25 protein-coding genes are annotated in these 22,959 nt (G+C 62.1%); 12 read left to right on the forward strand and 13 right to left on the reverse strand.

Annotated elements, in window-relative coordinates; all coding sequences use genetic code 11:
- Positions 1 to 2: 2 nt before the first annotated feature.
- The 9 genes from Q8Q80_RS14430 to Q8Q80_RS14470 form a co-directional block, all read right to left on the reverse strand.
- Entirely contained in the window at positions 3 to 392 is a 390-nt protein-coding gene (locus Q8Q80_RS14430) for a ribonuclease domain-containing protein (RefSeq protein ID WP_305633577.1), read from the reverse strand.
- A 9-nt stretch (positions 393 to 401) separates the two neighbouring features.
- Positions 402 to 2,195 (reverse strand): aspartate--tRNA ligase, encoded by a 1,794-nt coding sequence (aspS, locus tag Q8Q80_RS14435; RefSeq protein WP_305633578.1) that lies wholly within the window; start codon positions 2,193 to 2,195, stop codon positions 402 to 404.
- Positions 2,196 to 2,239: 44 nt separating this feature from the next.
- Positions 2,240 to 2,869, reverse strand: a complete 630-nt coding sequence (locus Q8Q80_RS14440; protein ID WP_305633579.1) for a DUF502 domain-containing protein — start codon at positions 2,867 to 2,869, stop codon at positions 2,240 to 2,242.
- Entirely contained in the window at positions 2,869 to 3,189 is a 321-nt protein-coding gene (locus Q8Q80_RS14445; RefSeq protein ID WP_305633580.1) for an FmdB family zinc ribbon protein, read from the reverse strand. The genes Q8Q80_RS14440 and Q8Q80_RS14445 overlap by 1 nt, the downstream gene beginning before the upstream one ends.
- 117 nt (positions 3,190 to 3,306) lie before the next feature.
- On the reverse strand, positions 3,307 to 4,161 hold the full coding sequence (locus Q8Q80_RS14450; RefSeq protein ID WP_371132771.1) for an A24 family peptidase: 855 nt from the start codon (positions 4,159 to 4,161) through the stop codon (positions 3,307 to 3,309).
- Positions 4,162 to 4,179: 18 nt separating this feature from the next.
- Positions 4,180 to 5,412 (reverse strand): type II secretion system F family protein, encoded by a 1,233-nt coding sequence (locus tag Q8Q80_RS14455; RefSeq protein ID WP_257081937.1) that lies wholly within the window; start codon positions 5,410 to 5,412, stop codon positions 4,180 to 4,182.
- 59 nt (positions 5,413 to 5,471) lie between these two features.
- Positions 5,472 to 7,187 (reverse strand): type IV-A pilus assembly ATPase PilB, encoded by a 1,716-nt coding sequence (pilB, locus tag Q8Q80_RS14460; RefSeq protein ID WP_305633581.1) that lies wholly within the window; start codon positions 7,185 to 7,187, stop codon positions 5,472 to 5,474.
- Between the two features lie 100 nt (positions 7,188 to 7,287).
- The gene (locus Q8Q80_RS14465; RefSeq protein ID WP_305633582.1) at positions 7,288 to 8,565 is read right to left on the reverse strand and encodes an HlyC/CorC family transporter; all 1,278 of its coding nucleotides are present in this window, start codon (positions 8,563 to 8,565) and stop codon (positions 7,288 to 7,290) included.
- 3 nt (positions 8,566 to 8,568) lie between these two features.
- Positions 8,569 to 9,381 carry an inner membrane protein YpjD gene (locus Q8Q80_RS14470; protein WP_305633583.1) on the reverse strand — a complete coding sequence of 271 codons (813 nt, stop codon included), beginning with the start codon at positions 9,379 to 9,381 and terminating at the stop codon, positions 8,569 to 8,571.
- A 37-nt stretch (positions 9,382 to 9,418) separates the two neighbouring features.
- Between Q8Q80_RS14470 and ffh the strand changes: the two genes are divergently transcribed.
- Together ffh and Q8Q80_RS14480 are read left to right on the forward strand one after the other, a co-directional pair.
- On the forward strand, positions 9,419 to 10,774 hold the full coding sequence (gene ffh, locus Q8Q80_RS14475; protein WP_305633584.1) for a signal recognition particle protein: 1,356 nt from the start codon (positions 9,419 to 9,421) through the stop codon (positions 10,772 to 10,774).
- Between the two features lie 19 nt (positions 10,775 to 10,793).
- A complete protein-coding gene (locus tag Q8Q80_RS14480) occupies positions 10,794 to 11,420 on the forward strand; it encodes a response regulator transcription factor (RefSeq protein ID WP_305633585.1) in 627 nt (208 codons plus the stop codon).
- A gap of 6 nt (positions 11,421 to 11,426) precedes the next feature.
- On the opposite strand, the gene Q8Q80_RS14485 is transcribed toward Q8Q80_RS14480, so the two are convergent.
- Complete coding sequence (locus tag Q8Q80_RS14485; RefSeq protein ID WP_305633586.1) at positions 11,427 to 12,038, reverse strand: lytic transglycosylase domain-containing protein; 612 nt, start codon at positions 12,036 to 12,038, stop codon at positions 11,427 to 11,429.
- Positions 12,038 to 13,765 (reverse strand): proline--tRNA ligase, encoded by a 1,728-nt coding sequence (locus Q8Q80_RS14490; protein WP_305633587.1) that lies wholly within the window; start codon positions 13,763 to 13,765, stop codon positions 12,038 to 12,040. Before Q8Q80_RS14490 ends, Q8Q80_RS14485 begins: the two co-directional genes overlap by 1 nt.
- A 144-nt stretch (positions 13,766 to 13,909) precedes the next feature.
- Here Q8Q80_RS14490 and Q8Q80_RS14495 point away from each other — a divergent pair, with 144 nt between their 5' ends.
- The 3 genes from Q8Q80_RS14495 (at position 13,910) to coq7 (ending at position 15,764) form a co-directional block, all read left to right on the forward strand.
- The gene (locus tag Q8Q80_RS14495; RefSeq protein ID WP_305633599.1) at positions 13,910 to 14,476 is read left to right on the forward strand and encodes an RNA pyrophosphohydrolase; all 567 of its coding nucleotides are present in this window, start codon (positions 13,910 to 13,912) and stop codon (positions 14,474 to 14,476) included.
- An 82-nt stretch (positions 14,477 to 14,558) separates the two neighbouring features.
- Complete coding sequence (locus tag Q8Q80_RS14500; RefSeq protein WP_305633588.1) at positions 14,559 to 15,140, forward strand: CNP1-like family protein; 582 nt, start codon at positions 14,559 to 14,561, stop codon at positions 15,138 to 15,140.
- Positions 15,141 to 15,764, forward strand: a complete 624-nt coding sequence (coq7, locus tag Q8Q80_RS14505; protein ID WP_305633589.1) for a 2-polyprenyl-3-methyl-6-methoxy-1,4-benzoquinone monooxygenase — start codon at positions 15,141 to 15,143, stop codon at positions 15,762 to 15,764. It abuts the gene before it with no gap.
- A gap of 12 nt (positions 15,765 to 15,776) precedes the next feature.
- Here the strand turns inward: coq7 and Q8Q80_RS14510 are convergent, their stop codons facing one another.
- Positions 15,777 to 16,199, reverse strand: coding sequence for an OsmC family protein (locus tag Q8Q80_RS14510; protein WP_305633590.1), 423 nt, complete (start codon positions 16,197 to 16,199; stop codon positions 15,777 to 15,779).
- A 499-nt stretch (positions 16,200 to 16,698) separates the two neighbouring features.
- Between Q8Q80_RS14510 and rplM the strand changes: the two genes are divergently transcribed.
- From rplM to erpA, 6 genes are all read left to right on the forward strand, one after another.
- Positions 16,699 to 17,127, forward strand: a complete 429-nt coding sequence (rplM, locus tag Q8Q80_RS14515) for a 50S ribosomal protein L13 (protein WP_069038506.1) — start codon at positions 16,699 to 16,701, stop codon at positions 17,125 to 17,127.
- 13 nt (positions 17,128 to 17,140) lie between these two features.
- A complete protein-coding gene (gene rpsI / locus Q8Q80_RS14520; protein ID WP_305633591.1) occupies positions 17,141 to 17,539 on the forward strand; it encodes a 30S ribosomal protein S9 in 399 nt (132 codons plus the stop codon).
- Between the two features lie 123 nt (positions 17,540 to 17,662).
- On the forward strand, positions 17,663 to 18,694 hold the full coding sequence (argC, locus tag Q8Q80_RS14525) for an N-acetyl-gamma-glutamyl-phosphate reductase (protein WP_305633592.1): 1,032 nt from the start codon (positions 17,663 to 17,665) through the stop codon (positions 18,692 to 18,694).
- Between the two features lie 101 nt (positions 18,695 to 18,795).
- A complete protein-coding gene (locus Q8Q80_RS14530) occupies positions 18,796 to 19,422 on the forward strand; it encodes a DUF6776 family protein (protein WP_305633593.1) in 627 nt (208 codons plus the stop codon).
- Positions 19,423 to 19,445: 23 nt separating this feature from the next.
- Complete coding sequence (locus Q8Q80_RS14535; RefSeq protein WP_305633600.1) at positions 19,446 to 19,847, forward strand: polymer-forming cytoskeletal protein; 402 nt, start codon at positions 19,446 to 19,448, stop codon at positions 19,845 to 19,847.
- A 48-nt stretch (positions 19,848 to 19,895) separates the two neighbouring features.
- A complete protein-coding gene (erpA, locus tag Q8Q80_RS14540; RefSeq protein WP_305633594.1) occupies positions 19,896 to 20,246 on the forward strand; it encodes an iron-sulfur cluster insertion protein ErpA in 351 nt (116 codons plus the stop codon).
- A 16-nt stretch (positions 20,247 to 20,262) separates the two neighbouring features.
- Here the strand turns inward: erpA and Q8Q80_RS14545 are convergent, their stop codons facing one another.
- Positions 20,263 to 21,351 (reverse strand): anhydro-N-acetylmuramic acid kinase, encoded by a 1,089-nt coding sequence (locus tag Q8Q80_RS14545; RefSeq protein ID WP_305633601.1) that lies wholly within the window; start codon positions 21,349 to 21,351, stop codon positions 20,263 to 20,265.
- Positions 21,352 to 21,459: 108 nt separating this feature from the next.
- Here Q8Q80_RS14545 and tyrS point away from each other — a divergent pair, with 108 nt between their 5' ends.
- Positions 21,460 to 22,665, forward strand: a complete 1,206-nt coding sequence (gene tyrS / locus Q8Q80_RS14550; RefSeq protein WP_305633595.1) for a tyrosine--tRNA ligase — start codon at positions 21,460 to 21,462, stop codon at positions 22,663 to 22,665.
- Positions 22,666 to 22,959: the final 294 nt, after the last annotated feature.

Here is a 22,959-nt window from a genome sequence, read left to right on the forward strand (position 1 = left end):
GGTTACTCCTTGATGCGGCGGAAACTGCGGTAGTGGTCGCCGGTGTAGTAATACTCGCCCGACCTGCGCACGTCGCGTGCTGCGCCCTCGCCGGCGACGATGCGCCGCGCGCCGCGGTGGTTCAAACCGGGTGTGCGCACCGTGTATTCGCGGTAATAGCCGCGCTGGCGCGCAGGCAGCAGCCGTTCGCGGTTCTGGAACACCACGCCGTCACGCGAGTAAGGAAACGGCCCGCCCTGCTGGATGAGCACCAGCGTGCGTGCGGCCTCGGGCGGTAGTCGGTCGAGTTCGACCTCGGGCAGGCCATCCGGCGGCGCGAAGCCACTGAGCAGCAGCCACAGCAGTGCAAGCACTGCGCTGCGGCCGGTCCGGCGAAACAGCCCCGAGGTCATCGAGCCTGCCTACTGCGCCGCGTCCGCCTTCGCGGTGTTGCGCAGGCGGATGTGCAGGTCGCGCAACTGGCGTTCGTCCACCGGGCTCGGCGCCTGCGTCAGCAGACACTGCGCGCGCTGGGTCTTCGGGAAGGCGATCACGTCGCGGATCGATTCGGCGCCGGTCATCATCGTGACGATGCGGTCCAGGCCGAAGGCGAGGCCACCATGCGGCGGCGCGCCGTACTTCAGCGCGTCGAGCAGGAAGCCGAACTTGAGCTGTTGTTCCTCTGGACCGATGTTGAGCGCCTCGAAAACGGTTTCCTGCACCTCGGCGCGATGGATACGCACCGAGCCGCCACCGATTTCCCAGCCGTTGAGCGCGAGGTCGTAGGCCTTGGCCAGACACTTGCCAGGATCGGTCTTCAGCAGGCCGATATGATCGTCCTTCGGGCTGGTGAAGGGATGGTGGCAGGCGTTCCAGCGCTTTTCGTCCTCGTCGTATTCGAACATCGGGAAGTCGATCACCCACAGCGGACGCCAGGCGTCGCCGGTGACGTACTTCTTCTCGTGGCCGATCTTCAGGCGCAACGCGCCGAGTGCGTCCGACACCACCTTGCTCTTGTCGGCGCCGAAGAAAATCACGTCGCCGCTCTGCGCGCCGGTGCGCGCCATGATGGCGGCCAGCGATTCAGGGCTCAGGTTCTTGACGATGGGCGACTGCAGGCCTTCCTCGTTCAGTTTCGTGACGTCGTTGACCTTGATGTAGGCCAGACCGCGTGCGCCGTAGATCTTGACGAATTCGGTGTAGCTGTCGATCTCGCCGCGCGACAGCGACGCGCCGCCCGGCACGCGCAGCGCGGTGACGCGGCACGCCTGGTCGTTGGCCGGGCCCGAAAACACCTTGAACGCAACGTCCTTGACCGCATCGGCGACGTCGACCAGTTCGAGCGTGACGCGCAGGTCCGGCTTGTCGGAACCGAAGCGGTCCATCGCTTCGGCGTAGGTCATGCGCGGGAACGGCGACGGCAGCTCGACCGCGAGCGCCTCCCTGAACACGTAGCGGATCATCTCCTCCATCAACGCGGTGATTTCGTGCTCGTCGAGGAAGCTGGTTTCGATATCGACCTGGGTGAATTCCGGCTGACGGTCGGCGCGCAGGTCTTCATCGCGGAAGCACTTGGTCAGCTGATAGTAGCGGTCGTAGCCGGCCACCATCAGCAACTGCTTGAACAGCTGCGGCGACTGCGGCAGCGCGAAGAAATGCCCATCGTGCACGCGGCTGGGCACCAGATAGTCGCGCGCGCCTTCCGGCGTGCTCTTGGTGAGCATCGGCGTTTCGATGTCGATGAAGCCCTTCTCGTCGAGGAAGCGACGGAAGGCCATCGCCGTCTTGTAGCGCAGCATCATGTTCTTCTGCATCGCCGGGCGACGCAGGTCGATCACGCGGTGCGTCAGGCGCACGGTTTCCGACAGGTTCTCGTCGTCGAGCGGGAAGGGCGGGGTGACCGACGGGTTCAGCACTTCGACTTCGTGCGCCAGCACTTCGATCTGGCCCGACACCAGATTGGCGTTGGTGGTGCCTTCCGGACGGCGACGCACGCGGCCGGTCACCTTCAGGCAGAACTCGTTGCGGACCGATTCGGCCACGGCAAAGGTTTGCGCGCGATCGGGGTCGCACACGATCTGCACCAGGCCTTCACGGTCGCGCAGGTCGATGAAGATGACGCCGCCGTGATCACGCCGGCGGTGCGCCCAGCCGAACAGTGTGACGGTCTGATCAAGATAGCCCGCATCGAGCAGGCCGCAGTATTGCGTACGCATGGTGTGTTTCCGGAAGAGAGTAGGGGCGCTGCCGCGCCCCGGTTTCAGTTATCGAGTGCGGGCGCGACCGTCTTGTGCACCCTGGGTTTGCGGGCGGGCGGCACAACGCCCATCGACACGATGTATTTCAACGCTTCGTCCACCGTCATGTCGAGTTCTATCGTCTCGCTGCGCGGCACCATCAGGAAGAAGCCTGAGGTCGGGTTGGGGGTGGTCGGCACATACACGCTGATGTGGTCGGTCAGATGGTTGGCCACGTCGCCGCCCGGCTGGCCGGTCATGAAGGCGATGGTCCAGCTGCCCTGGCGCGGGTACTGGATCAGCATCGCCTTGCGGAAGGCCTCGCCCGAGCTGGAAAACAGCGTGTCCGACACCTGCTTCACGCCGTTGTAGATCGACTTGACCACCGGAATGCGCGACAGCAGGCCTTCCCAGTAGCGCAGCAGGCGCTGGCCGATGATGTTGTGACCGACTACGCCACTGATCAGGATGATCAGCACGGTCAGGATGACGCCCAGACCGGGAATGTCGAACCCGAAAAGCTGCTCCGGCCGCCACTGGTAGGGCACCAGCAGCATGGTTGAATCAAGCGTGCCGAGGATCCACGCGAGCACCCAGAGGGTGATCGCGAGCGGAATCCACATCAGCAAACCGGTGATGAAATAGCGTTTCATCAATGGCAGGCGCACGGGCCGCCACAAGCCTTCGGCGCGGCCGGACTGCTGTCGGTCGACGCCGGTTCGGCAGAGGATCCGGATGACGCCTCCTTCGACGCATCGGCGCCGGCTGCAGGACTGGCCGGCTTTGCGCCACCGCCCTTGAAATCGGTCGCATACCAGCCGCTGCCCTTGAGCTGGAAGCCGGCCGCGGAAAGCTGCTTGGTGAAGGTCGATGCGCCGCAGGCCGGGCAGACCGTCAGTTTTGCCTCGCTGATCTTCTGCATTACATCTTTTTCATGACCGCAGGACGAGCAGCGGTAACCGTATATCGGCATGTCAGGCTCCGGAAATCGCAGAAGTATAAATTAAGGCATTGTTGCACATGCACATTTCAGTCCATGCGCGAAGCAGATGAGGGTCGGGGCGCCGGATTCAAGGCCCCGGGCGCCTGCTCAGAAAGCACCGAGATAGGTCTGGTTGATGGACTGCCCGAAAAACAGGGCCAGAACACCGGCTGCCGCCAGATAAGGGCCGAACGGGATGGGCACGTTGCGGCCGTGCGAGCGGAAGACAATCAGCGCGATGCCGACGCTCGCGCCGACCAGCGACGACAGCAGGATGACCACCGGCAGCATCTGCCAGCCAAGGAAGGCGCCGATCGCGGCGAGCAGCTTGAAGTCGCCGTAACCCATGCCTTCCTTGCCGGTGATGAGTTTGAAGGCCCAGTAAACCGACCACAACACCAGATAGCCGACGATGGCGCCCGCCACCGCGGACGGAAGGTCGGTGAAACCGCCCACCAGGTTGAGCAGCAGTCCGGCCCAGACCAGAGGCAGGGTAATGCTGTCGGGCAGAAGCTGCGTGTCGAGATCGATGAAGGTCAGGGCGATCAGTGCCCACACGAACACCAGTGCGCCAGCCAGCAGCAGCGTCGGGCCGAAACTGAGGGCGCAGGCGGCGCTGAGCAGGCCGGTCAACAGTTCGACCAGTGGATAGCGCACGCTGATCGGGGCCCGGCAGGCGCTGCAGCGACCTCGCAGCAGCGCCCACGAAAGCAGCGGGATGTTCTGCAGCGCGCTGATCGCATGGCCGCAGGACGGGCAGCGGGAACGCGGTGCCGAGAGGGTCAGTGGATCAGCCGGTACAGGCGTCTGGCCGGCCAGTTCGGCACACTGGGCCGCCCATTCGCGTTCCATCATCAGCGGCAGGCGATGGATCACCACGTTGAGGAAGCTGCCGACGGCCAGACCGATCAGGCCGCACAGCAGCGCCAGCGGCCCGGACTGGGCCAGCAGGTCGATGTTCATGATGTGACCTGCCTGTGCTCAGACCGACTGCGCGACCTTGAAGATCGGCAGATACATGGCCACCACCAGGCCGCCGATCAGCGTACCGAGTACCACCATGATGATCGGCTCCAGCAGGCTGGACAGCGCCTCTACCGAGTCATCCACTTCCTGCTCGAAGAAGTCGGCCACCTTGGACAGCATGGCGTCGAGCTGACCGGATTCCTCGCCGATCGACGCCATCTGGACCACCATCACCGGGAACACATTCGTGTTCTGCATCGCTACCGTGAGGCTGGTACCGGTACTCACTTCGGACTGGATCTGCTTGGTCGCCATGCGATAGATGTGATTGCCGGCAGCACCGCCGACCGAATCGAGCGCTTCGACCAGCGGCACGCCGGCCGCGAACATCGTCGACAGCGTGCGCGCCCAGCGCGCGATGGTTGCCTTGCGCACGATGTCGCCCATCACCGGCAAGCGGAGCAGCAGCCGGTCTACGGCAATCTGCAACGGCAGCGATCGCTTGAGCATGTATGCAAAGCTGATGAAGGCACCGGCGGCGACGAGCGCAATGAGCCAGGAATAGGCGACGAAGGCATCCGAGATTGCAATGACGACGAGCGTTGGTGCCGGCAGGTCGGCACCGAAGCTCGAAAACACCTTCTTGAACTCCGGAATGACGAAAATCATGATCACCGCGGTGATGATGATTGCGATGCCGAGCACCGATGCCGGATAGAACATGGCCGACTTGATCTTGCCCTTGATGGCCAGGATCTTTTCACGATAGGTCGCGAGCCGGTCGAGCAGGCTATCGAGGATACCGGCCTGCTCACCGGCAGACACCAGATTGCAGAACAGCGGATCGAAGTGCTGCGGGTATTTGCGGAAGGCCTGATTCAGGCTGGAGCCGGATTCCACTTCGAGCTTGATGTCGCCCAGCAGGCGCGACACGGCGCCATTCGCGGCGCCCTTGCCGACGATGTCGAAAGCCTGCAGCAGCGGCACGCCTGCTTTCATCATCGTGGCGAGCTGGCGGGTAAATAGCGTGATGTCCTTCTCGGTCACCTTGCCGCCACGACCGAAGCTGCGCTTCTTGACCTTGGTGACCAGAATGCCCTGACGACGGAGTGTGGCCTGGACCATGGCTTCGCCGCCGGCGCGCATTTCTCCGCGCACCTGCTTGCCACTCTTGTCCTTGCCTTCCCAGTTGAATACCTGGTCCTTGGAACCGCTGTCCTTGCGTGCGGGGCGGGTTGCGGTGGCCAAATCAAGCTCCTAGCGCGGTATGACCGCTCATGCTGGCGCGGCGGAGGTGCCGCGACCGTTCATTCATTGGTGCAGGCAAGCACTTCCGCCAGCGAGGTCACACCCTGCTTGACCTTCAGCAGACCCGACTGTCGCAAATCCCTCACGCCGTCACGCCGGGCCTGCTGCGCAATGTCGATCGAGTTGCCATTGGTCATGATGATATGCGCAATCTCATCCGAGATCGGCATCACCTGGTAGATGCCGACCCGACCCTTGTAGCCGCTGTCCTTGCACCGCTCGCAGCCGACCGGGCCGTAGGGTTGCCAGCTGCCGTCGAGCTCTTCCTCGGTGAAGCCGGCTTCGAGCAGCGCTTCGACCGGAATGTCCATGGGTTGCTTGCAGGAGCATAGGCGCCGTGCCAGACGCTGTGCAGTGATCAATATGACACTCGATGCAATATTGAATGCGGCGATGCCCATGTTGCGCATGCGGTCGAGGGTGGTCGGTGCGTCGTTGGTGTGCAGCGTCGACAGCACGAGGTGACCGGTCTGGGCAGCCTTGATCGATATTTCGGCCGTTTCGAGGTCGCGGATTTCGCCGACCATGATCACGTCAGGATCCTGCCGCAGGAAGGATTTGAGCGCCGCAGCGAAGGTCAGGCCGGCCTTGTCATTCACATTGACCTGATTGACGCCCGGCAGGTTGATTTCGGCCGGATCTTCGGCGGTCGAAATGTTTACGCCGGCCTGGTTCAGGATATTGAGGCAGGTGTAGAGCGACACCGTCTTGCCCGAACCGGTCGGGCCGGTGACCAGAATCATGCCGTACGGACGCCCGATCGCTTGCATCAGCGCCGCGCGTTGCGGCGGCTCGTAACCGAGCGCGTCGATGCCCAGCATGGCCGAACTCGGGTCGAGAATCCGCATGACGATCTTTTCGCCGTGCAGCGTCGGCAGCGTGCTGACCCGGAAGTCGATGGCGCGCGTCTTGGACAGCACGAATTTCATCCGGCCGTCCTGCGGCACGCGCTTTTCCGAAATGTCGAGCCGGGAAATGACCTTGATGCGTGACGCGATCTTCTCGCGCAGTACCAGCGGCGGCTGGGTGATTTCTCGCAGCACGCCGTCGGTTCGATAGCGGATCCGGTAATACTTTTCGTACGGTTCGAAGTGGACGTCGGACGCGCCTTCATTGATCGCGTCGAGCAGGATTTTCTGGATGAAGCGCACCACCGGTGCGTCGTCGATCTCGACCGTGCCGGTGTCGTTACTGGCGGCGTCCTCGTCGGGCGCCATTTCGCCGTCGAAGTCGAAGTCGGCTGACGACAGCGATTCGAGCGTCCGCTCGACCGATTCCGACAACTTGTCGACCAGCGCGAACAGCTTGTCGGTTTCCACCACGACCGGGTCGACCGCCAGTCCGGTCTGGAAACGCACTTCGTCGATGGCGCGCAGATTGGAAGGATCGGCAATTGCCACGGCCAGCCGATTGGCGCGCTTTTTCAACGCCAGCACGCGATGCGTGCGCATCAGCTTCTTGTCGATCGAGTCGGTCGCGAACTGGTCAGGGTCGTACTGCGTCAGGTCGAGCAGCGGATAGCCGAAGGTTTCCGATGCGAAAACGGCGGCGTCACGCGCGCTCATCTTGCCGCTCGCCACCAGTTGCGCGACGAAACCCGCTCCTGACTGATCTCCTTCACGGGTCAGCGTGCTGGCCTCGGTCTCGGTCAGGCGGCCGTGCTGGGCCAGCGCGCGCGCCAGACCTGACAGGGAGCTTTTTGCTGTAGCGGCCATGATCGGAGTCTGAGACGTGTTTGCCAAAGTTGATAAATCGCCTTTGATGATGACGATTCAGGCTTGATCTGTAAACGGTTTCTGGTGCTTCAACGCCGGTTCAGCGTTTCGTTTCGTCGACCGGTTTGAACAGGCGCACGCTGCGCACCATTCGGTCTTCGGTATGCAGGATTTCCATCGTCACATTGTCGATCCGCACCGAAAGGCCGGATTCAGGGATGTCCTGCAGATGGTCAAGCAACAGCCCGTTCAGTGTTTTCGGCCCCTGAAGCGGGAGGTTGAGCCCAAGCTTGCCATTCAGTTCGCGCAGGCTGCGGCTGCCATCGACGATGACGCTGCTGTCTGCCCAGGCGAGCGCGAGCGTGCTGCCCGGCTGGCCGGTGGTGAATTTGCCCACGATCTCCTCGATGATGTCCTCCAGGGTGACCAGTCCTTCGACCTCGCCGTATTCGTTCACCACCAGCGCCAGGCGCTGCCGGTTCTCCTGGAAGAACTGCAGCTGGCTGTACAGCGGTGTCGCCGACGGCACGAAGTAGGGCTTGGTCAGCAGCGCACGGATTTCGTCCTTGTCGAGTTCGCCCGCCGACAGCGCGCTGACCACCCGCCGCTGCGGCAACACGCCCAGTACCCGGTCCAGCTCGCCGACATAGACCGGTACCCGACCGTGGTGGCTGGTGGCGATCTGGTGCTGGATGTCCGGCAGCGGCTGTTCGAGGTCGATCGCCTCGATCTGGTTGCGCGGCGTCATGACGTCTTCGACCGTGACGTCTTCCAGCTCGAACAGGTTGATGAGGAGACGCCGGTGCGCGGCGGGAATGAAGTGGCCGGACTCGGTCATCAGTGCGCGCAACTCGTCTGCAGACAATGCATGGCCGTCTTCCTGGTTGCCCGGATTCAGGCGGGTGATGCGAAGGATGCCCGAGACAAGCAGGTTGACCGACCAGATGACCGGATAGAACACCTTCAACAGCGGTTTGAGCACGAACGCGACCACCGGGGCGATCGCGTTGGCGTAGCCCGCGCCGACCACCTTGGGTGTGATCTCGGAAAACACCAGGATGAGGAAAGTGATCAGCAGCGTGCCGAATGCGAGTGTCAGTTCGCCCTCGCCGAACAGTCCTATCACGATGACGCCGGTCAGCGTGGCGGCGGCCGCATTGACCAGATTGTTGAACAGCAGGATGACGCCGAGCAGCTTGTCGGTCTGTGCCAGCAGGTCGAGCGCGTGTTGTGCGCCACGCGAACCACCTTGCGCTGCCGCCTTCAGCCGGTAGCGGTTGGACGCCATCATGGCGGTCTCGGCCATCGAGAAGAAACCCGACAGCACCAGCAGCACGGCCAGCGCCACGAACTGGCTGGACAGGGGGATCGAATCCATCGCTCAGGTACGGCCGAGCACGACCTCGATCACGAAGCGTGTACCGATGTAGGCGAGAAGCAGCACGAAGAAGCCGCCCAGCGTCCAGCGCAGCGCGAGCCGGCCGCGCCAGCCGCGGAAGTGCCGCCCGGCCAGCAGGATGCCGAACAGCACCCAGGACAGGATCGCGAAGAAGGTCTTGTGGTTGAAGGTGAGCGGCTTGCCGAATACCTGTTCCGAAAACACGATGCCGCTGACCAGCGTTGCACTGAGCAATACGAAGGCCACGGTAATGAGCCTGAACAGCAGGCCTTCCATCACCAGCAGCGGCGGCATGTTGTCGAGCAGTCGGGTCAGGCGGCCCTTGTGCAGGCTGCGCTCGACCGCCGACATCAGCATCGCGTGCAGCGCGGCCAGGGTAAACAGGCTGTAGGCGGTCATCGCCATGACAAAATGGGTGCGGAACAGCAGGTTGTCGGCATTGCCGATTGCGTGACGGTCCGGCCAGATGACGGGAATCGCGGCGCAGACGGCGGCCACCGGCAACGCCAGTGTATGCAGGCCATCCAGTCGCGACGACAGGCTTTCCACCCAGTAGAACACCAGCGCCAGCCAGGTCATCACGGCCAGCGCGTCGGCCGCACCGAAAAGCATCTGGCCGTCGGGGAAAAGTTGATGCGACAGCACCACGCCGTGTACCACCAGCGCGAAGGCAAGCGCCGCGGTACGCGAACTGCTACCCGGCGCCGGCAGTGCCCGGGCAAGCATGGCGGGGCGGGTGAGCCACAGCGCCAGCGCAGCGTACAGGGCGGAGGGGAGCAGTTCGATTAGAATCATTCCTCCCAGTTTAACCCAAGGCGCAGGCTGCCCCGACATGCTAGACAACCTCACCCAACGGCTTGCCAAGGTCGTCAAGACATTGCGTGGTCAGGCCCGCCTGACCGACGAGAACATTGCAGACATGCTGCGCGAAGTGCGCATGGCCCTGCTTGAAGCCGACGTCGCGCTGCCGGTCGTGAAAGAGCTCGTCACGAAGATCCGCGAAAAGGCGGTCGGCCAGGAAGTGGTCGGTTCCCTCACGCCGGGCCAGGCCCTGATCGGCGTCGTGCATGACGAGCTCACCGCGCTGATGGGTGGCGCCTCGGTCGGCCTGAACTTCGCAACCCAGCCGCCGGCCATCGTGCTGATGGCCGGCCTGCAGGGCGCAGGCAAGACGACCACGGTCGGCAAGCTGGCCAAGTGGCTGAAAGAGACGCAGAAGAAGAAAGTGTTGACGGTGTCGTGCGACGTGTATCGCCCCGCCGCCATCGAGCAACTGCGCACCGTCACCGGCCAGGCCGGCGCCGACTTCTTCCCGTCAACGCCGGACCAGAAACCGGTCGACATCGCCCGCGCGGCGGTCGAATTCGCGAAAACCCGCTACTTCGACGTGTTGCTGGTCGACACCGCTGGCCGGCTGGCAGTCGACCAGCCGATGATGGACGAAATCCGCGCGCTGCACGAGGCGATCAAGCCGATCGAAACGCTGTTCGTTGTCGACGCCATGCTGGGTCAGGACGCGGTCAACACCGCCAAGGCGTTCAAGGATGCGCTGCCGCTGACCGGCGTCGTACTGACCAAGCTGGATGGCGATGCGCGCGGTGGCGCAGCGCTGTCGGTGCGCCATGTGACCGGTGCGCCGCTGAAGTTCGCCGGCGTCGGCGAAAAGCTGACCGGTCTGGAGGAATTCCATCCCCAGCGCATGGCCTCGCGCATTCTGGGCATGGGCGACATCCTGGGTCTGGTCGAGGACGCGCGCCGTCAGGTCGATGAGGATCAGGCGCGCGATCTGGCGCAGAAGCTCAAGAGCGGCAAGGGCTTCGATCTGAATGACTTCAAGCAGCAGATCGCTCAGATGCGCAAGATGGGGGGGCTGTCTGCATTGATGGACAAACTGCCGGCGCAGTTCGCCGGCGCCGCCCAGCAGATGCAGGGTGGCCAGGACGACAAGGCAATCCGCCGCATCGAAGGCATCATCAACTCGATGACGCCGACCGAACGTAGCAAGCCCGAGCTGATCAAGGCGAGTCGAAAGCGGCGCATCGCAGCGGGTTCCGGCACGTCAGTGCAAGAGGTTAACCGGTTGCTGAACCAGTTCGAACAGACGCAGAAGATGATGAAGCAGTTCTCCAAGGGCGGCATGCAGAAAATGATGCGCAGCATGAAGGGCATGCTGCCGGGCATGCGCTGAGCGCGCGGAGCCGTTCGCCGTGGCCCGCGAGTTGGTAGGCGTCGTCGATGACGACGAGCGCGCTCGACGAGCGCTGGCGGAAGCGCTTGAAGGGCCGGAGATCGATGTACAGGTGTTTGCCGGCGCCGGTTCGCTGCTGCAGAACCGGAGCGCTGCCGCGCGTGCCGCCTGCCTGGTGATCAGTGCCACGCTTCATGGCATCAGCGACGTCGAGCTGCAAGCCAGTCTTCGCGCCATCGGCAGCCGCGCATTGATCGTGTTCGTGTCCGGCCCCTGCGAGTTGAGCCAGGCGGTTCAGGCGTTGCGCGGCGGGGCGCTGGACTTCATGTTGAAGCCGGTTGATCCGTTGCAATTGCGCGAAAGGGTGAACGAAGCGATCGGCATTCACTGCGCCGAGCGCGGCCGGCGCAGTCGCCTTCATGCGGTCAGCCAACATCTCGGAACGCTGACCACACGCGAGCGCGAGGTGCTCGAACGCGTCATGGAAGGGCGCCAGAACGCGGAAATCGCAGTCGATCTCGGCATCAGCACGAAAACGGTGGAACAGCACCGCGCGCGCATGATGGCCAAGATGAAGGTCGATTCGCTGGCTGAGCTGGTGGTTAAGGTCACTGAATGGCGATTGCTCTCAGACCCGCTGCGCTGACCGGACTCAGGGATTGCTGGCGCTCAAGCCGGGCCACGACCAGTGACGCTCCCAGGCGCCGCGCACCAGATTCGGGTATTCGGCCTTGCCCAGACTGCCGTTGTAGCGTCCGAGCGCCCTGAACAGGTTGCCCTTCTCGATGTCGAGATAGTGGCGCAGGATCGTGCAACCGAAGCGCAGGTTGGTGCGCAGGTGGAAAAGGTTGCTTTCCTCGTTGCCGATGAGCTTCACCCAGAACGGCATGACCTGCATGTAGCCGCGCGCACCCGCGCTCGACACCGCGTACTTGCGAAAGCCGCTTTCCACCTGGATCAAGCCGAGCACCAGCTGCGGATCGAGCCCGGCCCGCGTGGCCTCGTAATGCACCGCCTTCAGGAATTCCATGCGCCCGGCCTCATCCGGCATGCGTTTGGTCAGGCGATCGGACATCGCGTTGAGCCAGAGCTGACGTTCCGGCGACGCGCCGCCCGCTGATTCCGGTGCCGGCCGGTCACTGATCGCCCGGTGCAGGGCGGCGCGCACGCTGTCGGCCAGCGGCTCATACTGCTGAGACGCGGCCGCGCCGCCCGCCAGCGCAGCGAGGAGCAGGGCGAAACAGGCGAGCTGCGCGCGTCTCATCAATGGCCCGCAGGGGCGCCCAGAAGTCCGGACACGGCGCCCGGCGCCACCTTGTGCACCACGCCCTCACGCCGATGCTGGTATTCGACCACGCCTTCTTTCAGTCCGCGCTCGCCAACCGTAATGCGGTGCGGCACGCCGATCAGTTCCCAGTCGGCAAACATCACGCCCGGACGCTCGTCGCGATCGTCGAGGATGACATCGAAGCCCTTCGCGATCAGTTCGCCGTAGAGCGATTGCGCCGCCTCGCGCACGGCGTCGGACTTGCTCCAGCCGACCGGGCAGATCACGACTTCGAACGGGGCGATCGTCTGCGGCCAGATGATGCCGCGCTCGTCGTGGTTCTGTTCGATGGCGGCGCCGACCAGCCGGGTCACGCCGATGCCGTAGCAGCCCATCACCATGGTGCGCGGCTTGCCGGTTTCATCGAGATAGGTGCAGTTCATCGCTTCCGAGTACCTGGTGCCGAGGAAGAACACGTGACCGACCTCGATGCCGCGCTGGATGGCCAGCACACCCTTGCCGTCCGGTGACGGATCGCCTTCTACCACGTTGCGCAGGTCGGCGACCGCTTCGGGCTCCGGCAGGTCGCGGCCCCAGTTCACGCCGGTCAGGTGGGCGTCAGGCTGGTTGGCGCCGGTGACGAAGTTGTTCATGTTGGCGACCGTCAGATCGGCCACGACACGCACAGGCTTCTTCACGCCGATCGGCCCGAGATAGCCCGGTACGCAGCCGAAGTGCTCGACGATCTCCGCTTCGGACGCGAAGCGGAAGCCGTCCTTGAGGCCAGCCAGCTTTGATGCCTTCACTTCATTCAGTTCGTGATCCCCGCGCAACATGAGCAGCCACAGTTCGGTCCTGCCGTCCTTTTCGGCCGCAAGCACGATGGACTTGACGGTCGACGCCAGCGGGATGCCGAGCAGCGCCGCCACATCCTCGCAGCGGGTCGTGCCGGGCGTCGGTGTGACCGCCATCGCCTGCGTCGCCGCGCCACGTTGCGGGATCAGCGACACCGCCTGCGCCAGTTCGATATTGGCGGCGTAGTCGGACTCAGGGCACCAGGCGATAAGGTCTTCGCCGGTGTCGGCGATCACCTGGAATTCGTGGCTGCGCGAACCGCCGATGGCGCCGGTGTCGGCTGCTACGGCGCGAAACTGCAGGCCGAGCCGGTTGAAGATGCGCAGATAGGCATCAAACATGATGTCGTAGCTGCGGCCGGCAGCGTCGTCGTCACGATCGAACGAGTAGGCGTCCTTCATCGTGAATTCGCGTCCGCGCATCACGCCGAAACGCGGCCGGCGCTCGTCGCGGAATTTGGTCTGGATGTGATAAAAATTCTTCGGTAGCTGGCGCCAGCTGTGGATTTCCGCTCGCGCAATATCGGTGACGACCTCTTCCGATGTCGGCTGGATGATGAAGTCGCGGTCGTGCCGGTCTTTCACGCGCAGCATTTCCGGACCCATCTTGTCCCAGCGCCCGGTTTCCTGCCACAACTCGGCTGGCTGGATCAGCGGCATCAGCAGTTCGATTGCGCCGGCCTTGTTCATTTCGTCGCGGATGATGCCTTCGATCTTCCGGATGACCCGCAACCCCATCGGCATGTAGTTGTAGATGCCGCCAGCGAGCTTGCGGATCATGCCGGCGCGGGTCATCAACTTGTGCGATACGACCTCGGCGTCCGAGGGGGCTTCCTTGAGTGTGGAAATGAAGAATTTGCTGGCGTGCATGAAGTTCGCGAACCCGGGAATGGTGAAGTGGCCAACCCGGGATTCTATCCGCTTGGCACCGACAGGCTGAAGCGGCGACCTTTGCTTCAATTCGGTGACGAATTGTGGAAGAATCCACAAAAATTTCATCAGGCAGGTTCAGTCATGCTCGACCGGGAAGGGTATCGCCCGAACGTCGGCATCATCCTCATCAACGGGCGCAATGAAGTCTTCTGGGGAAAGCGCATAGGCGAACATGCCTGGCAGTTTCCGCAAGGGGGCATCAACCACGGTGAATCGCCGGAGCAGGCGATGTACCGCGAGCTCTGGGAAGAGTTGGGGCTACGTCCGCAGCATGTGCGTATCGTCGGGCGAACCCGCGACTGGCTTCGCTACGACGTGCCGCGCAACTGGGTGCGGCGCGAATGGCGCAGTGCGTACCGCGGTCAGAAGCAGATCTGGTACCTCTTGCGCATGGTGGGCCGCGACTGCGACGTCTGCCTGCGCGCTACCGATCATCCCGAATTCGACGCATGGCGATGGCACGATTACTGGATTCCGCTGGATTCGGTCATCGAGTTCAAGCGCCAGGTCTATCAGCAGGCGCTGACCGAACTGGCGCGGCTGGCCTTCCGGAATGCCCGCGCCAAAGGTTGCGCGAGCCAAGGCGACGACGAGGAGCAGAAAGTACCGGACGATTCCCGACCGGACTCCGTTTCCCCCGCGCCGTGAGCGCATCGAAGTTCGCCCTGCCAGTGCGTTTTCTGCCACAAGCTGCGGAACCTCGCAGACGCAAAGACCCTCAATCGTTCATATGTTGACCAAAAATGCTTTAGGTGCGGTGCGTTGTGCTGCGGCAGTGATGCTATGCCTCTCGATAACCGGCGCGGGTGCGCAGATCACCGACTGGCAGAAGCCGGAGCCCTATCGCGGGCAGGAAGCCGGAGAACCGGGCGAACTCAAGGAAGACGACTTTGCGTTGCCCGATGTTCGACAGGCGACGGACTGGGTCGAGTTCCACGTCGGTTCCGAGACGCGAAATCGCTACTTTGTCGCTCGCGCGAGTATCAGCGTGGGCAAGGATGAAGTGACGCGCTTCATTTCGCGTGTGCTGACCGCGGGAGGTGCAGAGACTGTTTCGGTCGAAGGCATTCGCTGCGCAACAGCGGAGCGCCGTCTGTACGCCCACCTCAGGACAGGGGCGGGCTGGGTAAGTCCGCGTGCTGTGCAATGGTCGCCGGTCTATACCGGCAATCGCTTCAATGCCTATCACTACGCTCTGTTCGATGGTTTGATTTGTTCCGGTGATCGCCCGCAGAAACCATCTCAGACGATCGAATTGATGGCGGCCAGCTTCAAGTCGCGGGTCGGAACACCATTGACGGGCTATCGCTGAATGTTCCCGGATCGTCTGATCATCGAGCTTGATCGCGCGTTGCGCACTCTGGCCGCCCCCGCACGAACCGCGCGTCCTATTCCTGGGTCCGAGCTGCCGGAGCCCGATCTCGACGACGGCCAGCGTCGTCATGTCGGCGCTCTGATGCGCATCAACCATGTGGGTGAAATCTGTGCCCAGGCGCTGTATCAGGGGCAGGCGCTGACGTGTCGCGATCCATCGGTTCGCGATGCGTTGCGTCAGGCGGCCATCGAGGAAACCGAACACCTGTGCTGGACGGCGTCACGCATTGGCGAACTGGGCGCGCGGACCAGCCTGCTGAATCCGCTTTGGTACGGCGGTGCGCTGCTGGCAGGCGTTGCCGCTGGATTGGTCGGCGACAAGTGGAATCTGGGTTTTCTGGCGGAAACAGAAAACCAGGTCGAAGCGCACCTGCAGGGGCATCTGGACCGCCTGCCCGCAGCTGACCAGAAATCATGGAGGCTGCTCGAGCAGATGCGGCAGGATGAGCGACAGCACGCACGCGTAGCGGAAAGGTTGGGCGCTGCAGAGTTGCCGGCGCCCGTCCGGGCTGCAATGCGTGCGGCGTCGTCGGTAATGACCAGACTGGCCTACCACGTCTGAAGGCGCCTGAAATCAGGCAGGTGTTTCGATGATTTCCCAGGTGTGTTCAATGCGCGCCGTCTGGCCGAGCATGATGGAAGCCGAACAGTACTTCTCGGCAGACAGATGAATCGCGCGCTCGATCATTTCCGGTTTCAGGTGCCGGCCGCTGATCTTGAAGTGGAATCCTATGCGGGTGAACACCTTGGGATCTTCGGGTGCGCGGTCTGCCTTGAGTTCCACTTCGCAGCCGGTGACCGTCTGACGACCTTTCTTCAATATCAGCATGACGTCGAAGGCTGTGCAGCCTCCGGTGCCGGCGAGAAGCAGTTCCATTGGCCGCGGTGCCATATTACGACCGCCGGCTTCCGGTGCGCCGTCCATGTTCAACATGTGGCCCGAGCCCGTCTCGGCCACGAAGCTCACTCCGTCCAGCCACTTCACGACACATTCCATCGCGCCATCTCCTGTAAGAGCGCGTGATTGTAATGCGCGGACGTGATCAATCCGTCAGCACCCGAATTGTTGCAACGCGTCACAACCTGGGTGGTGATGCGAAGTAATCCGCATTTTCGTAAGGGTAATTCGTTGCCTTACGGTAAAAATGGTTTCAACTCCATGAAATATATAGTGGTTTAAGGTCAGAGGTCGGCGCTCGCCGCCGCGCTGGAAAAGCAGTGCCCCTTGTGCGATGCAAAAAATTCTTGCTTACGCGGATCGACTGGACAATAATCAAAGCAAGTTTTGAGAACGATCGTTCACTTGGTCCTGCCGCCAGCAGCACGGTCGTTTCTCCGCAGGTGTCTCCTCCACCCTCCTCCTTTGGTGTGGATTTAGCGCGACTCAATGAGTCGCGCTTTTTTTATTCAGGCGTCGAGCATTGACACGCCTGACTCCGCGGGCTATATTCGCCGGCTTTTGGGCGATCTGGCCCGAAATCATTGGGACGTTCGAGATGAAAACCTTTTCAGCCAAGCCGCACGAAGTCGAGCGCGACTGGTATGTCGTCGATGCCTCTGACAAGGTGCTCGGGCGCCTGGCCAGCGAAATCGCACGCCGTCTGCGCGGCAAGCACAAGCCTGTATTTACGCCCCACGTTGATACAGGCGATTACATTGTTGTCGTGAATGTCGAGAAGCTGCGCGTCACCGGCAACAAGGCAGAAGACAAAAAATACTACCGTCACTCGGGTTACCCGGGCGGTATCTACGAAACGAATTTCACGAAGTTGCAGCAGCGCTTCCCGGAGCGTGTTCTTGAGAAGGCAGTCAAGGGCATGCTTCCGAAGGGGCCGCTGGGCTACGCAATGCTAAAGAAGCTGAAGTGCTACGCTGGTACGGATCATCCGCATACCGCGCAGCAACCCAAAGCACTGAACATCTGAGGACGGTCCGGTCATGGCTTTCAACGTTGATTACTACTACGGCACGGGACGGCGCAAGACTGCTGTTGCTCGCGTGTTCCTCCGTCCGGGCAAGGGCGCTTTCGTTGTAAACGACAAGCCGGTCGACGAGTTCTTTTCGCGCGAAACCGGTCGTATGGTTGTCCGTCAGCCGCTCGAGCTGACCGAGCACATCAGCACATTCGACATCATGGTGAATGTGATCGGTGGTGGTGAATCCGGTCAGGCTGGCGCGGTTCGCCATGGCATCACCCGCGCGCTCATCGACTATGACGCAACGCTGAAGCCTGCACTCAGCAAGGCAGGGTTTGTTACGCGCGATGCACGTGAAGTTGAACGCAAGAAGGTTGGCTTTCACAAGGCACGTCGTCGCAAGCAATTCTCGAAGCGCTGATTCGTCAGTCGCCTCATCCGGAGAAGGCCGCCTCGACAGCGGCCTTTTTCGTTTCTGGCATCATGCAGCGTACGCGGAGCGACCAGCTCGCTCCACGCCGCATCCATTCAAAGGGGAATCGAGGTGGCAATCCGGGTTGGTATCGTCGGTGGAACGGGTTATACAGGCGTCGAACTGCTGCGCTTGCTGGCGCGACATCCAGGCGTGGAACTGAAGGCGATCACCTCTCGCGGCGATGCGGGCAAACCCGTGTCCGAGATGTTTCCAAGTCTGCGGGGGCACGTCGATCTGCGTTTTGCCGACCCTGTTGAGGCCGGGCTGGAAGACTGCAATGTGGTGTTCTTCGCCACACCGAACGGCATCGCCATGCAGCAGGCGCCCGCTTTGCTGGCGGCAGGGGTGAAGGTGATCGATCTTGCTGCAGACTTCCGGCTCAAGGATGAGGCCGTCTGGGAGAAATGGTACGGCATGCCGCACGCCTGCCCGGACATCCTTGCTGAAGCAGTCTACGGTCTGCCGGAGGTGAACAGGGCGCAGATCCGTTCCGCACGCATCGTCGCAAACCCGGGCTGCTATCCGACGGCGGTGCAGCTCGGCTTCATTCCGCTGATCGAAGCTGGTGTGGTCGATCCTGCCGGTCTGATCGCCGACGCCAAATCCGGCGTGTCCGGTGCGGGGCGCAAAGCGGAAGTGCACACGCTGTTCGCCGAAGCATCTGATAATTTCAAGGCATATGGCGTCCCGGGCCACCGCCACTTGCCGGAAATCCGGCAGGGTCTTTCGAACGTGGCCGGTGATGAAGTCGGGCTGACGTTCGTGCCGCATCTGACGCCACTGATTCGCGGCATTCACGCCACCCTGTATGGCCGCTTGCGCATGGACTGTGACCTGCAGGCGCTGTTTGAGGAGCGCTATGCCGACGAGCGCTTCGTCGACGTCCTGCCAGCGGGCAGCCATCCAGAGACGCGTTCTGTTCGTGCGTCCAACACCTGCCGCATCGCGGTACATCGCCCACAAGGTGGCGATACGGTCGTGGTACTGAGCGTAATCGATAACCTGGTTAAGGGCGCTGCGGGCCAGGCAGTGCAGAACATGAACCTGATGTTCGGGTTCGATGAGTCGTGTGGACTAGAGCTCGTACCGGTCTTGCCGTAAAGGCGCGTCGCTGGCGCTCGCGCCACGGCATCGCAGCCCGTCAGGTTGCGGTGCGTTCGCACGCGCCCTGGTATCTCAAGGTGCTTGCGGTTACCGGGGTCGTGGCGATTGCGCTGGTGCTTGCACAGGTTATTTTCGACGCCGGACGCGGTTGGGTGGGTCTGGACGTTTCTGGAATGCAGTTGGAGGCGCGATCGCTACGTGAGCGCATATCGGTGCTTGAAGGCGAGCTGGCTGGTGTTCGTCAGCAGGCCGATGCAGCGCACAGCACGTTGCAGATCGAGCGAAGCGCACAGGAGCAGCTTACTTCCCGTATTCGCTCCCTCGAAAGCGAGAACAGCCGCTTGCGCGAAGATATGCTGGTATTCGAAAGTCTGGCCGGTTCATCCGGTGTAGAGCAGGGTTTCAAGATCAATCGATTGGCGCTCGAACCAGACGGGGAAGCGGGACGCTATCGCTATCGCATGTTGATCATCCGTCAGGGCGGCAAGCCCGATCGGGACGCTCTCGGGACCTACGAGATCGTTGCGACAATTGACCAACATGGGCACGATGCTAGTATCACATTCCCGCCTAAACCCGGCGAAGCGTCGCACCGCGTCGCCTTCAGGCACTTCCAGCGTGTCGATGGCGTTATCACCCTGCCCGACGGCGCGCGGCTGAAATCGATCGAAGTACGTTTTGTTCAGGACGGGCAGATCAGGGCGCGTGCTACAGCAGCGGTCTGAATCCGTAACCCATGGAGGACGGCATGTTCGGAAAGAAGTCGAAGAAGCCCAGCAACCGGATCGACAGCCTGATCGGCGCGGGTACCCGAGTGGTCGGTGACGTACATTTCCGTGGCGGTCTACGCATTGATGGTGAGGTGGTGGGCAATGTTCGCGCTGACGGGGATGAATCCAGCACACTGGTACTCAGCGAACATGCGCGGATCGAGGGCGCTGTCTCCGTGACCCACGCCATGGTGAATGGCGTTGTCAGCGGGCCCATCGTGTCGTCCGAGTTTCTGGAGCTCCAGCCGCAGGCACGAATTTCCGGCGATGTGGTCTATAACAGGCTGGAGGTGCATCTTGGTGCTATCGTCAAGGGGCAACTTGAACACCAGAACGCGGCACCGCGTGCGATAGAGCTGAAATTGGCCAGTGGAAGTTGAGTTGAACGAACCTTGTCTTGTAGTGCAGCAACCTTGGAGTGACGAAACATGAATGCAATGACCGAAATGCCGATGCCGCTGCTTTTTTCCGACAGCGCGGCAAACAAGGTCCAGGAGCTGATCCTCGAAGAGGGCAACCCTGACCTGAAGCTGCGCGTTTTCGTGTCGGGCGGTGGATGTTCCGGTTTCCAGTACGGCTTCACGTTCGACGAAGTGACCAACGAGGACGACACCGCACTTGAAAAGAACGGTGTGACGCTGTTGATCGATCCGATGAGCTACCAGTACCTGATCGGCGCAGAAATCGATTACAGCGAAGGTCTTGAAGGCGCTCAGTTCGTGATCAAGAACCCGAACGCGACGTCGACCTGCGGTTGCGGCTCGTCTTTCTCGGTCTGACTCTGCAAGCGGATTTTTAGGCCGGCCATACGGCGCCCAGTATCCGGGGGCCATGTGCGCCGGTGACGTCCGGTATATTGCCGGCCTCGCCGCGCAGGGTGCGCCGCGCAAGCCACGCAAACGCGAGGGCTTCAACGCTGTCTGGTGCCACGCCCCAGCGTGCGATGTTGAAGACCTGCGCTGGCGTGTGCGCCTGCAGCCGGTGCATGAGATACGCGTTCAATGCGCCGCCACCGCACACGGCGATTTCTTCCGCGCTGAATCCGGCGGACACAAGCGTTTGGCACACGGATACCGCGGTCAGCTCTGCCAAGGTAGCCTGCACGTCCTCAGCGCGCTCGCTACCGGTCAAGGCGGCATCGAGCCACGCAAGATTGAACTGCTCGCGCCCACAGCTCTTTGGTGGCTGGCGCGCGAAGAACGGATGCGACAGCAACCCATCAAGCAGTTTCCGATCCACCCTCCCGGTTGCTGCCCACGCGCCATCGGTATCGTAGGGTAGTCCGCGTGCGCGCGCGATCCATCCATCCATCAGCACGTTGCCGGGACCGCAGTCAAATCCACGTACCGGCTCGCCTGGCGCCAGCAGCGTTACGTTCGACATGCCGCCGATGTTAAGTACCGCTCGCGATCGGGTTGCATCGGAGAACACGTGAGCATGGAACGCCGGCACGAGCGGTGCTCCCTGTCCGCCTGCCGCGAGATCGCGCGTGCGGAAATCGGCGACCACTGCAATCCCGCTCAGCTCGGCCAGTAGGGAAGGTGCGTTGATCTGCAGTGTGTAGCCGTCGGCTGGCATGTGCCGGACTGTCTGGCCATGACAGCCGATGGCGCGGACATCTGCGGGAAACAGCCCGGCCGCGGCGAGCAGTTCGGCCACCAGTTCGGCACTGATGTGAGCCAGCGCAATGGCTGCGCGTTGCGATCGGTGTATCTCGTCAGGGCCGCTCGCGCACAGTGCGGTCAGTTCATCGCGTAGCGTGCTCGTGTAGGGCCGGTGTGCATGCGCGAGCTGCCCCGGCCGTTCGGCCGAAAAATCGACCAGTACCGCATCAATTCCGTCGAGGCTGGTGCCCGACATGATTCCGATGAACAGCTCCCTCATGAGCCTTGCCATCGGCGCGGTACCGCGCTTGCTATACCATCGCGCGATTTGCACGTCGGCCGGCCTGATCTGGGCCAGCCGGCGTTTCTGGATACCCGGAGTACAGTCATGTCAGATGTCGAACAAGCGTTGCAATGGATAAAGCGTGGCGTGGAAGAGCTGTTGCCCGAGGCTGATCTTGTAGAGAAGCTGAAGTCCGGGCGCCCGCTCAGGATCAAGGCCGGCTTCGATCCTACCGCACCGGACCTGCATCTTGGGCATACCGTCCTTCTGAACAAGCTGAAGCACTTTCAGGATCTCGGTCACCACATCCTGTTCCTGATCGGGGACTTCACCGGCTCGATCGGTGACCCGACCGGCAAGAATGCGACCCGGCCCCCGCTCAGTCGCGAACAGGTGCTTGCCAATGCGCGCACCTATCAGGATCAGGTCGGCAAGATCCTTGACCCCGAGCGCATGGAGGTTGTGTTCAATTCGACCTGGATGAACGACCTCGGCGCCGAGGGCATGATCCGCCTCGCTTCGCGCCATACGGTGGCCCGAATGCTCGAGCGCGACGATTTTGCAAAACGCTATGCCGGCAATCAGCCGATTGCCATCCACGAATTCCTTTACCCGCTTTGCCAGGGCTATGACTCGGTTGCATTGAAGGCCGATGTGGAACTCGGCGGGACCGATCAGAAGTTCAACCTGCTGATGGGGCGCGAGCTCCAGAAGCAGTACGGGCAGCCGCAGCAGGTTGTACTCATGATGCCGCTGCTTGAAGGGCTGGATGGCGTCAACAAGATGTCCAAGTCCCTTGGCAACTACATCGGCGTCTCCGAGCCCCCAAACGAGATCTTCGGCAAAGTGATGTCGGTGTCCGATACGCTGATGTGGCGCTATTTCGAGCTGTTGTCGTTCCGCAGCAGTGCCGAGATCGAAGCGCTGCAGACAGAGACTCGGGCAGGCCGCAATCCGCGCGATGCGAAGGTGATGCTGGCGCAGGAGATCGTTGCGCGCTTCCATGGCGCGCCTGCGGCTGACGCTGCGTTGCGGGACTTCGAAACGCGATTCCGGCAAGGCGGTGTACCGGATGATTTGCCGGAGGTGATGCTTCAGGCGCCGTCATCCGGTTTGCCGATCGCCCAGGCGTTGAAGTCTGCTGGGCTCACAGCAACGACATCGGAGGCGCTGCGCATGATCGAGCAAGGCGGTGTACGCCTCGACGGCGAGAAGGTATCTGATCGCGGCCTGTTGCTTGCGGCGGGCGCAAACGTGGTGGCACAGGTCGGCAAGCGAAAATTCTGCAGGATCATTGTCGGCCAGTGCTGAGCCGGTAGTCCGCTGATCGAACGGGAGATTTTTATACGTCTGTCGTGTTGCATCGGAGCGGCGTGGGTGCGGTGCAAAAAATATTCAGGATTCTTTCGAAAAGGTATTGACGGCCTTTCGATTATCCGTAGAATGCGCACCTCTCGTTGCTCAGCAGCGAAGCTCTTTAAAAACACAAACAGCCGATAGGTGTGGGCACGGCATGGTTGTAACGGCGTGTAGATGTCGTTTCAGGGGAACTTGGGGCGATTGAAATGCGCATGACAACTAAATTGAAGTGCTCATACGAATCAA

Origin of the sequence: Methyloversatilis sp. (assembly GCF_030698125.1) — a bacterium.
GTDB lineage: Bacteria > Pseudomonadota > Gammaproteobacteria > Burkholderiales > Rhodocyclaceae > Methyloversatilis.

What these genes read in the sequence shown, in the direction of transcription:
- Q8Q80_RS14430 (WP_305633577.1), bottom strand. Translation starts at nt 392, where the DNA reads ATGACCTCGGGGCTGTTTCGCCGGACCGGCCGCAGCGCAGTGCTTGCA.
- aspS (WP_305633578.1), bottom strand. Translation starts at nt 2,195, where the DNA reads ATGCGTACGCAATACTGCGGCCTGCTCGATGCGGGCTATCTTGATCAG.
- Q8Q80_RS14440 (WP_305633579.1), bottom strand. Translation starts at nt 2,869, where the DNA reads ATGAAACGCTATTTCATCACCGGTTTGCTGATGTGGATTCCGCTCGCG.
- Q8Q80_RS14445 (WP_305633580.1), bottom strand. Translation starts at nt 3,189, where the DNA reads ATGCCGATATACGGTTACCGCTGCTCGTCCTGCGGTCATGAAAAAGAT.
- Q8Q80_RS14450 (WP_371132771.1), bottom strand. Translation starts at nt 4,161, where the DNA reads ATGAACATCGACCTGCTGGCCCAGTCCGGGCCGCTGGCGCTGCTGTGC.
- pilB (WP_305633581.1), bottom strand. Translation starts at nt 7,187, where the DNA reads ATGGCCGCTACAGCAAAAAGCTCCCTGTCAGGTCTGGCGCGCGCGCTG.
- Q8Q80_RS14465 (WP_305633582.1), bottom strand. Translation starts at nt 8,565, where the DNA reads ATGGATTCGATCCCCCTGTCCAGCCAGTTCGTGGCGCTGGCCGTGCTG.
- Q8Q80_RS14470 (WP_305633583.1), bottom strand. Translation starts at nt 9,381, where the DNA reads ATGATTCTAATCGAACTGCTCCCCTCCGCCCTGTACGCTGCGCTGGCG.
- ffh (WP_305633584.1), top strand. Translation starts at nt 9,419, where the DNA reads ATGCTAGACAACCTCACCCAACGGCTTGCCAAGGTCGTCAAGACATTG.
- Q8Q80_RS14485 (WP_305633586.1), bottom strand. Translation starts at nt 12,038, where the DNA reads ATGAGACGCGCGCAGCTCGCCTGTTTCGCCCTGCTCCTCGCTGCGCTG.
- Q8Q80_RS14490 (WP_305633587.1), bottom strand. Translation starts at nt 13,765, where the DNA reads ATGCACGCCAGCAAATTCTTCATTTCCACACTCAAGGAAGCCCCCTCG.
- Q8Q80_RS14495 (WP_305633599.1), top strand. Translation starts at nt 13,910, where the DNA reads ATGCTCGACCGGGAAGGGTATCGCCCGAACGTCGGCATCATCCTCATC.
- Q8Q80_RS14500 (WP_305633588.1), top strand. Translation starts at nt 14,559, where the DNA reads ATGTTGACCAAAAATGCTTTAGGTGCGGTGCGTTGTGCTGCGGCAGTG.
- coq7 (WP_305633589.1), top strand. Translation starts at nt 15,141, where the DNA reads ATGTTCCCGGATCGTCTGATCATCGAGCTTGATCGCGCGTTGCGCACT.
- Q8Q80_RS14510 (WP_305633590.1), bottom strand. Translation starts at nt 16,199, where the DNA reads ATGGAATGTGTCGTGAAGTGGCTGGACGGAGTGAGCTTCGTGGCCGAG.
- rplM (WP_069038506.1), top strand. Translation starts at nt 16,699, where the DNA reads ATGAAAACCTTTTCAGCCAAGCCGCACGAAGTCGAGCGCGACTGGTAT.
- rpsI (WP_305633591.1), top strand. Translation starts at nt 17,141, where the DNA reads ATGGCTTTCAACGTTGATTACTACTACGGCACGGGACGGCGCAAGACT.
- Q8Q80_RS14535 (WP_305633600.1), top strand. Translation starts at nt 19,446, where the DNA reads ATGTTCGGAAAGAAGTCGAAGAAGCCCAGCAACCGGATCGACAGCCTG.
- erpA (WP_305633594.1), top strand. Translation starts at nt 19,896, where the DNA reads ATGAATGCAATGACCGAAATGCCGATGCCGCTGCTTTTTTCCGACAGC.
- Q8Q80_RS14545 (WP_305633601.1), bottom strand. Translation starts at nt 21,351, where the DNA reads ATGAGGGAGCTGTTCATCGGAATCATGTCGGGCACCAGCCTCGACGGA.
- tyrS (WP_305633595.1), top strand. Translation starts at nt 21,460, where the DNA reads ATGTCAGATGTCGAACAAGCGTTGCAATGGATAAAGCGTGGCGTGGAA.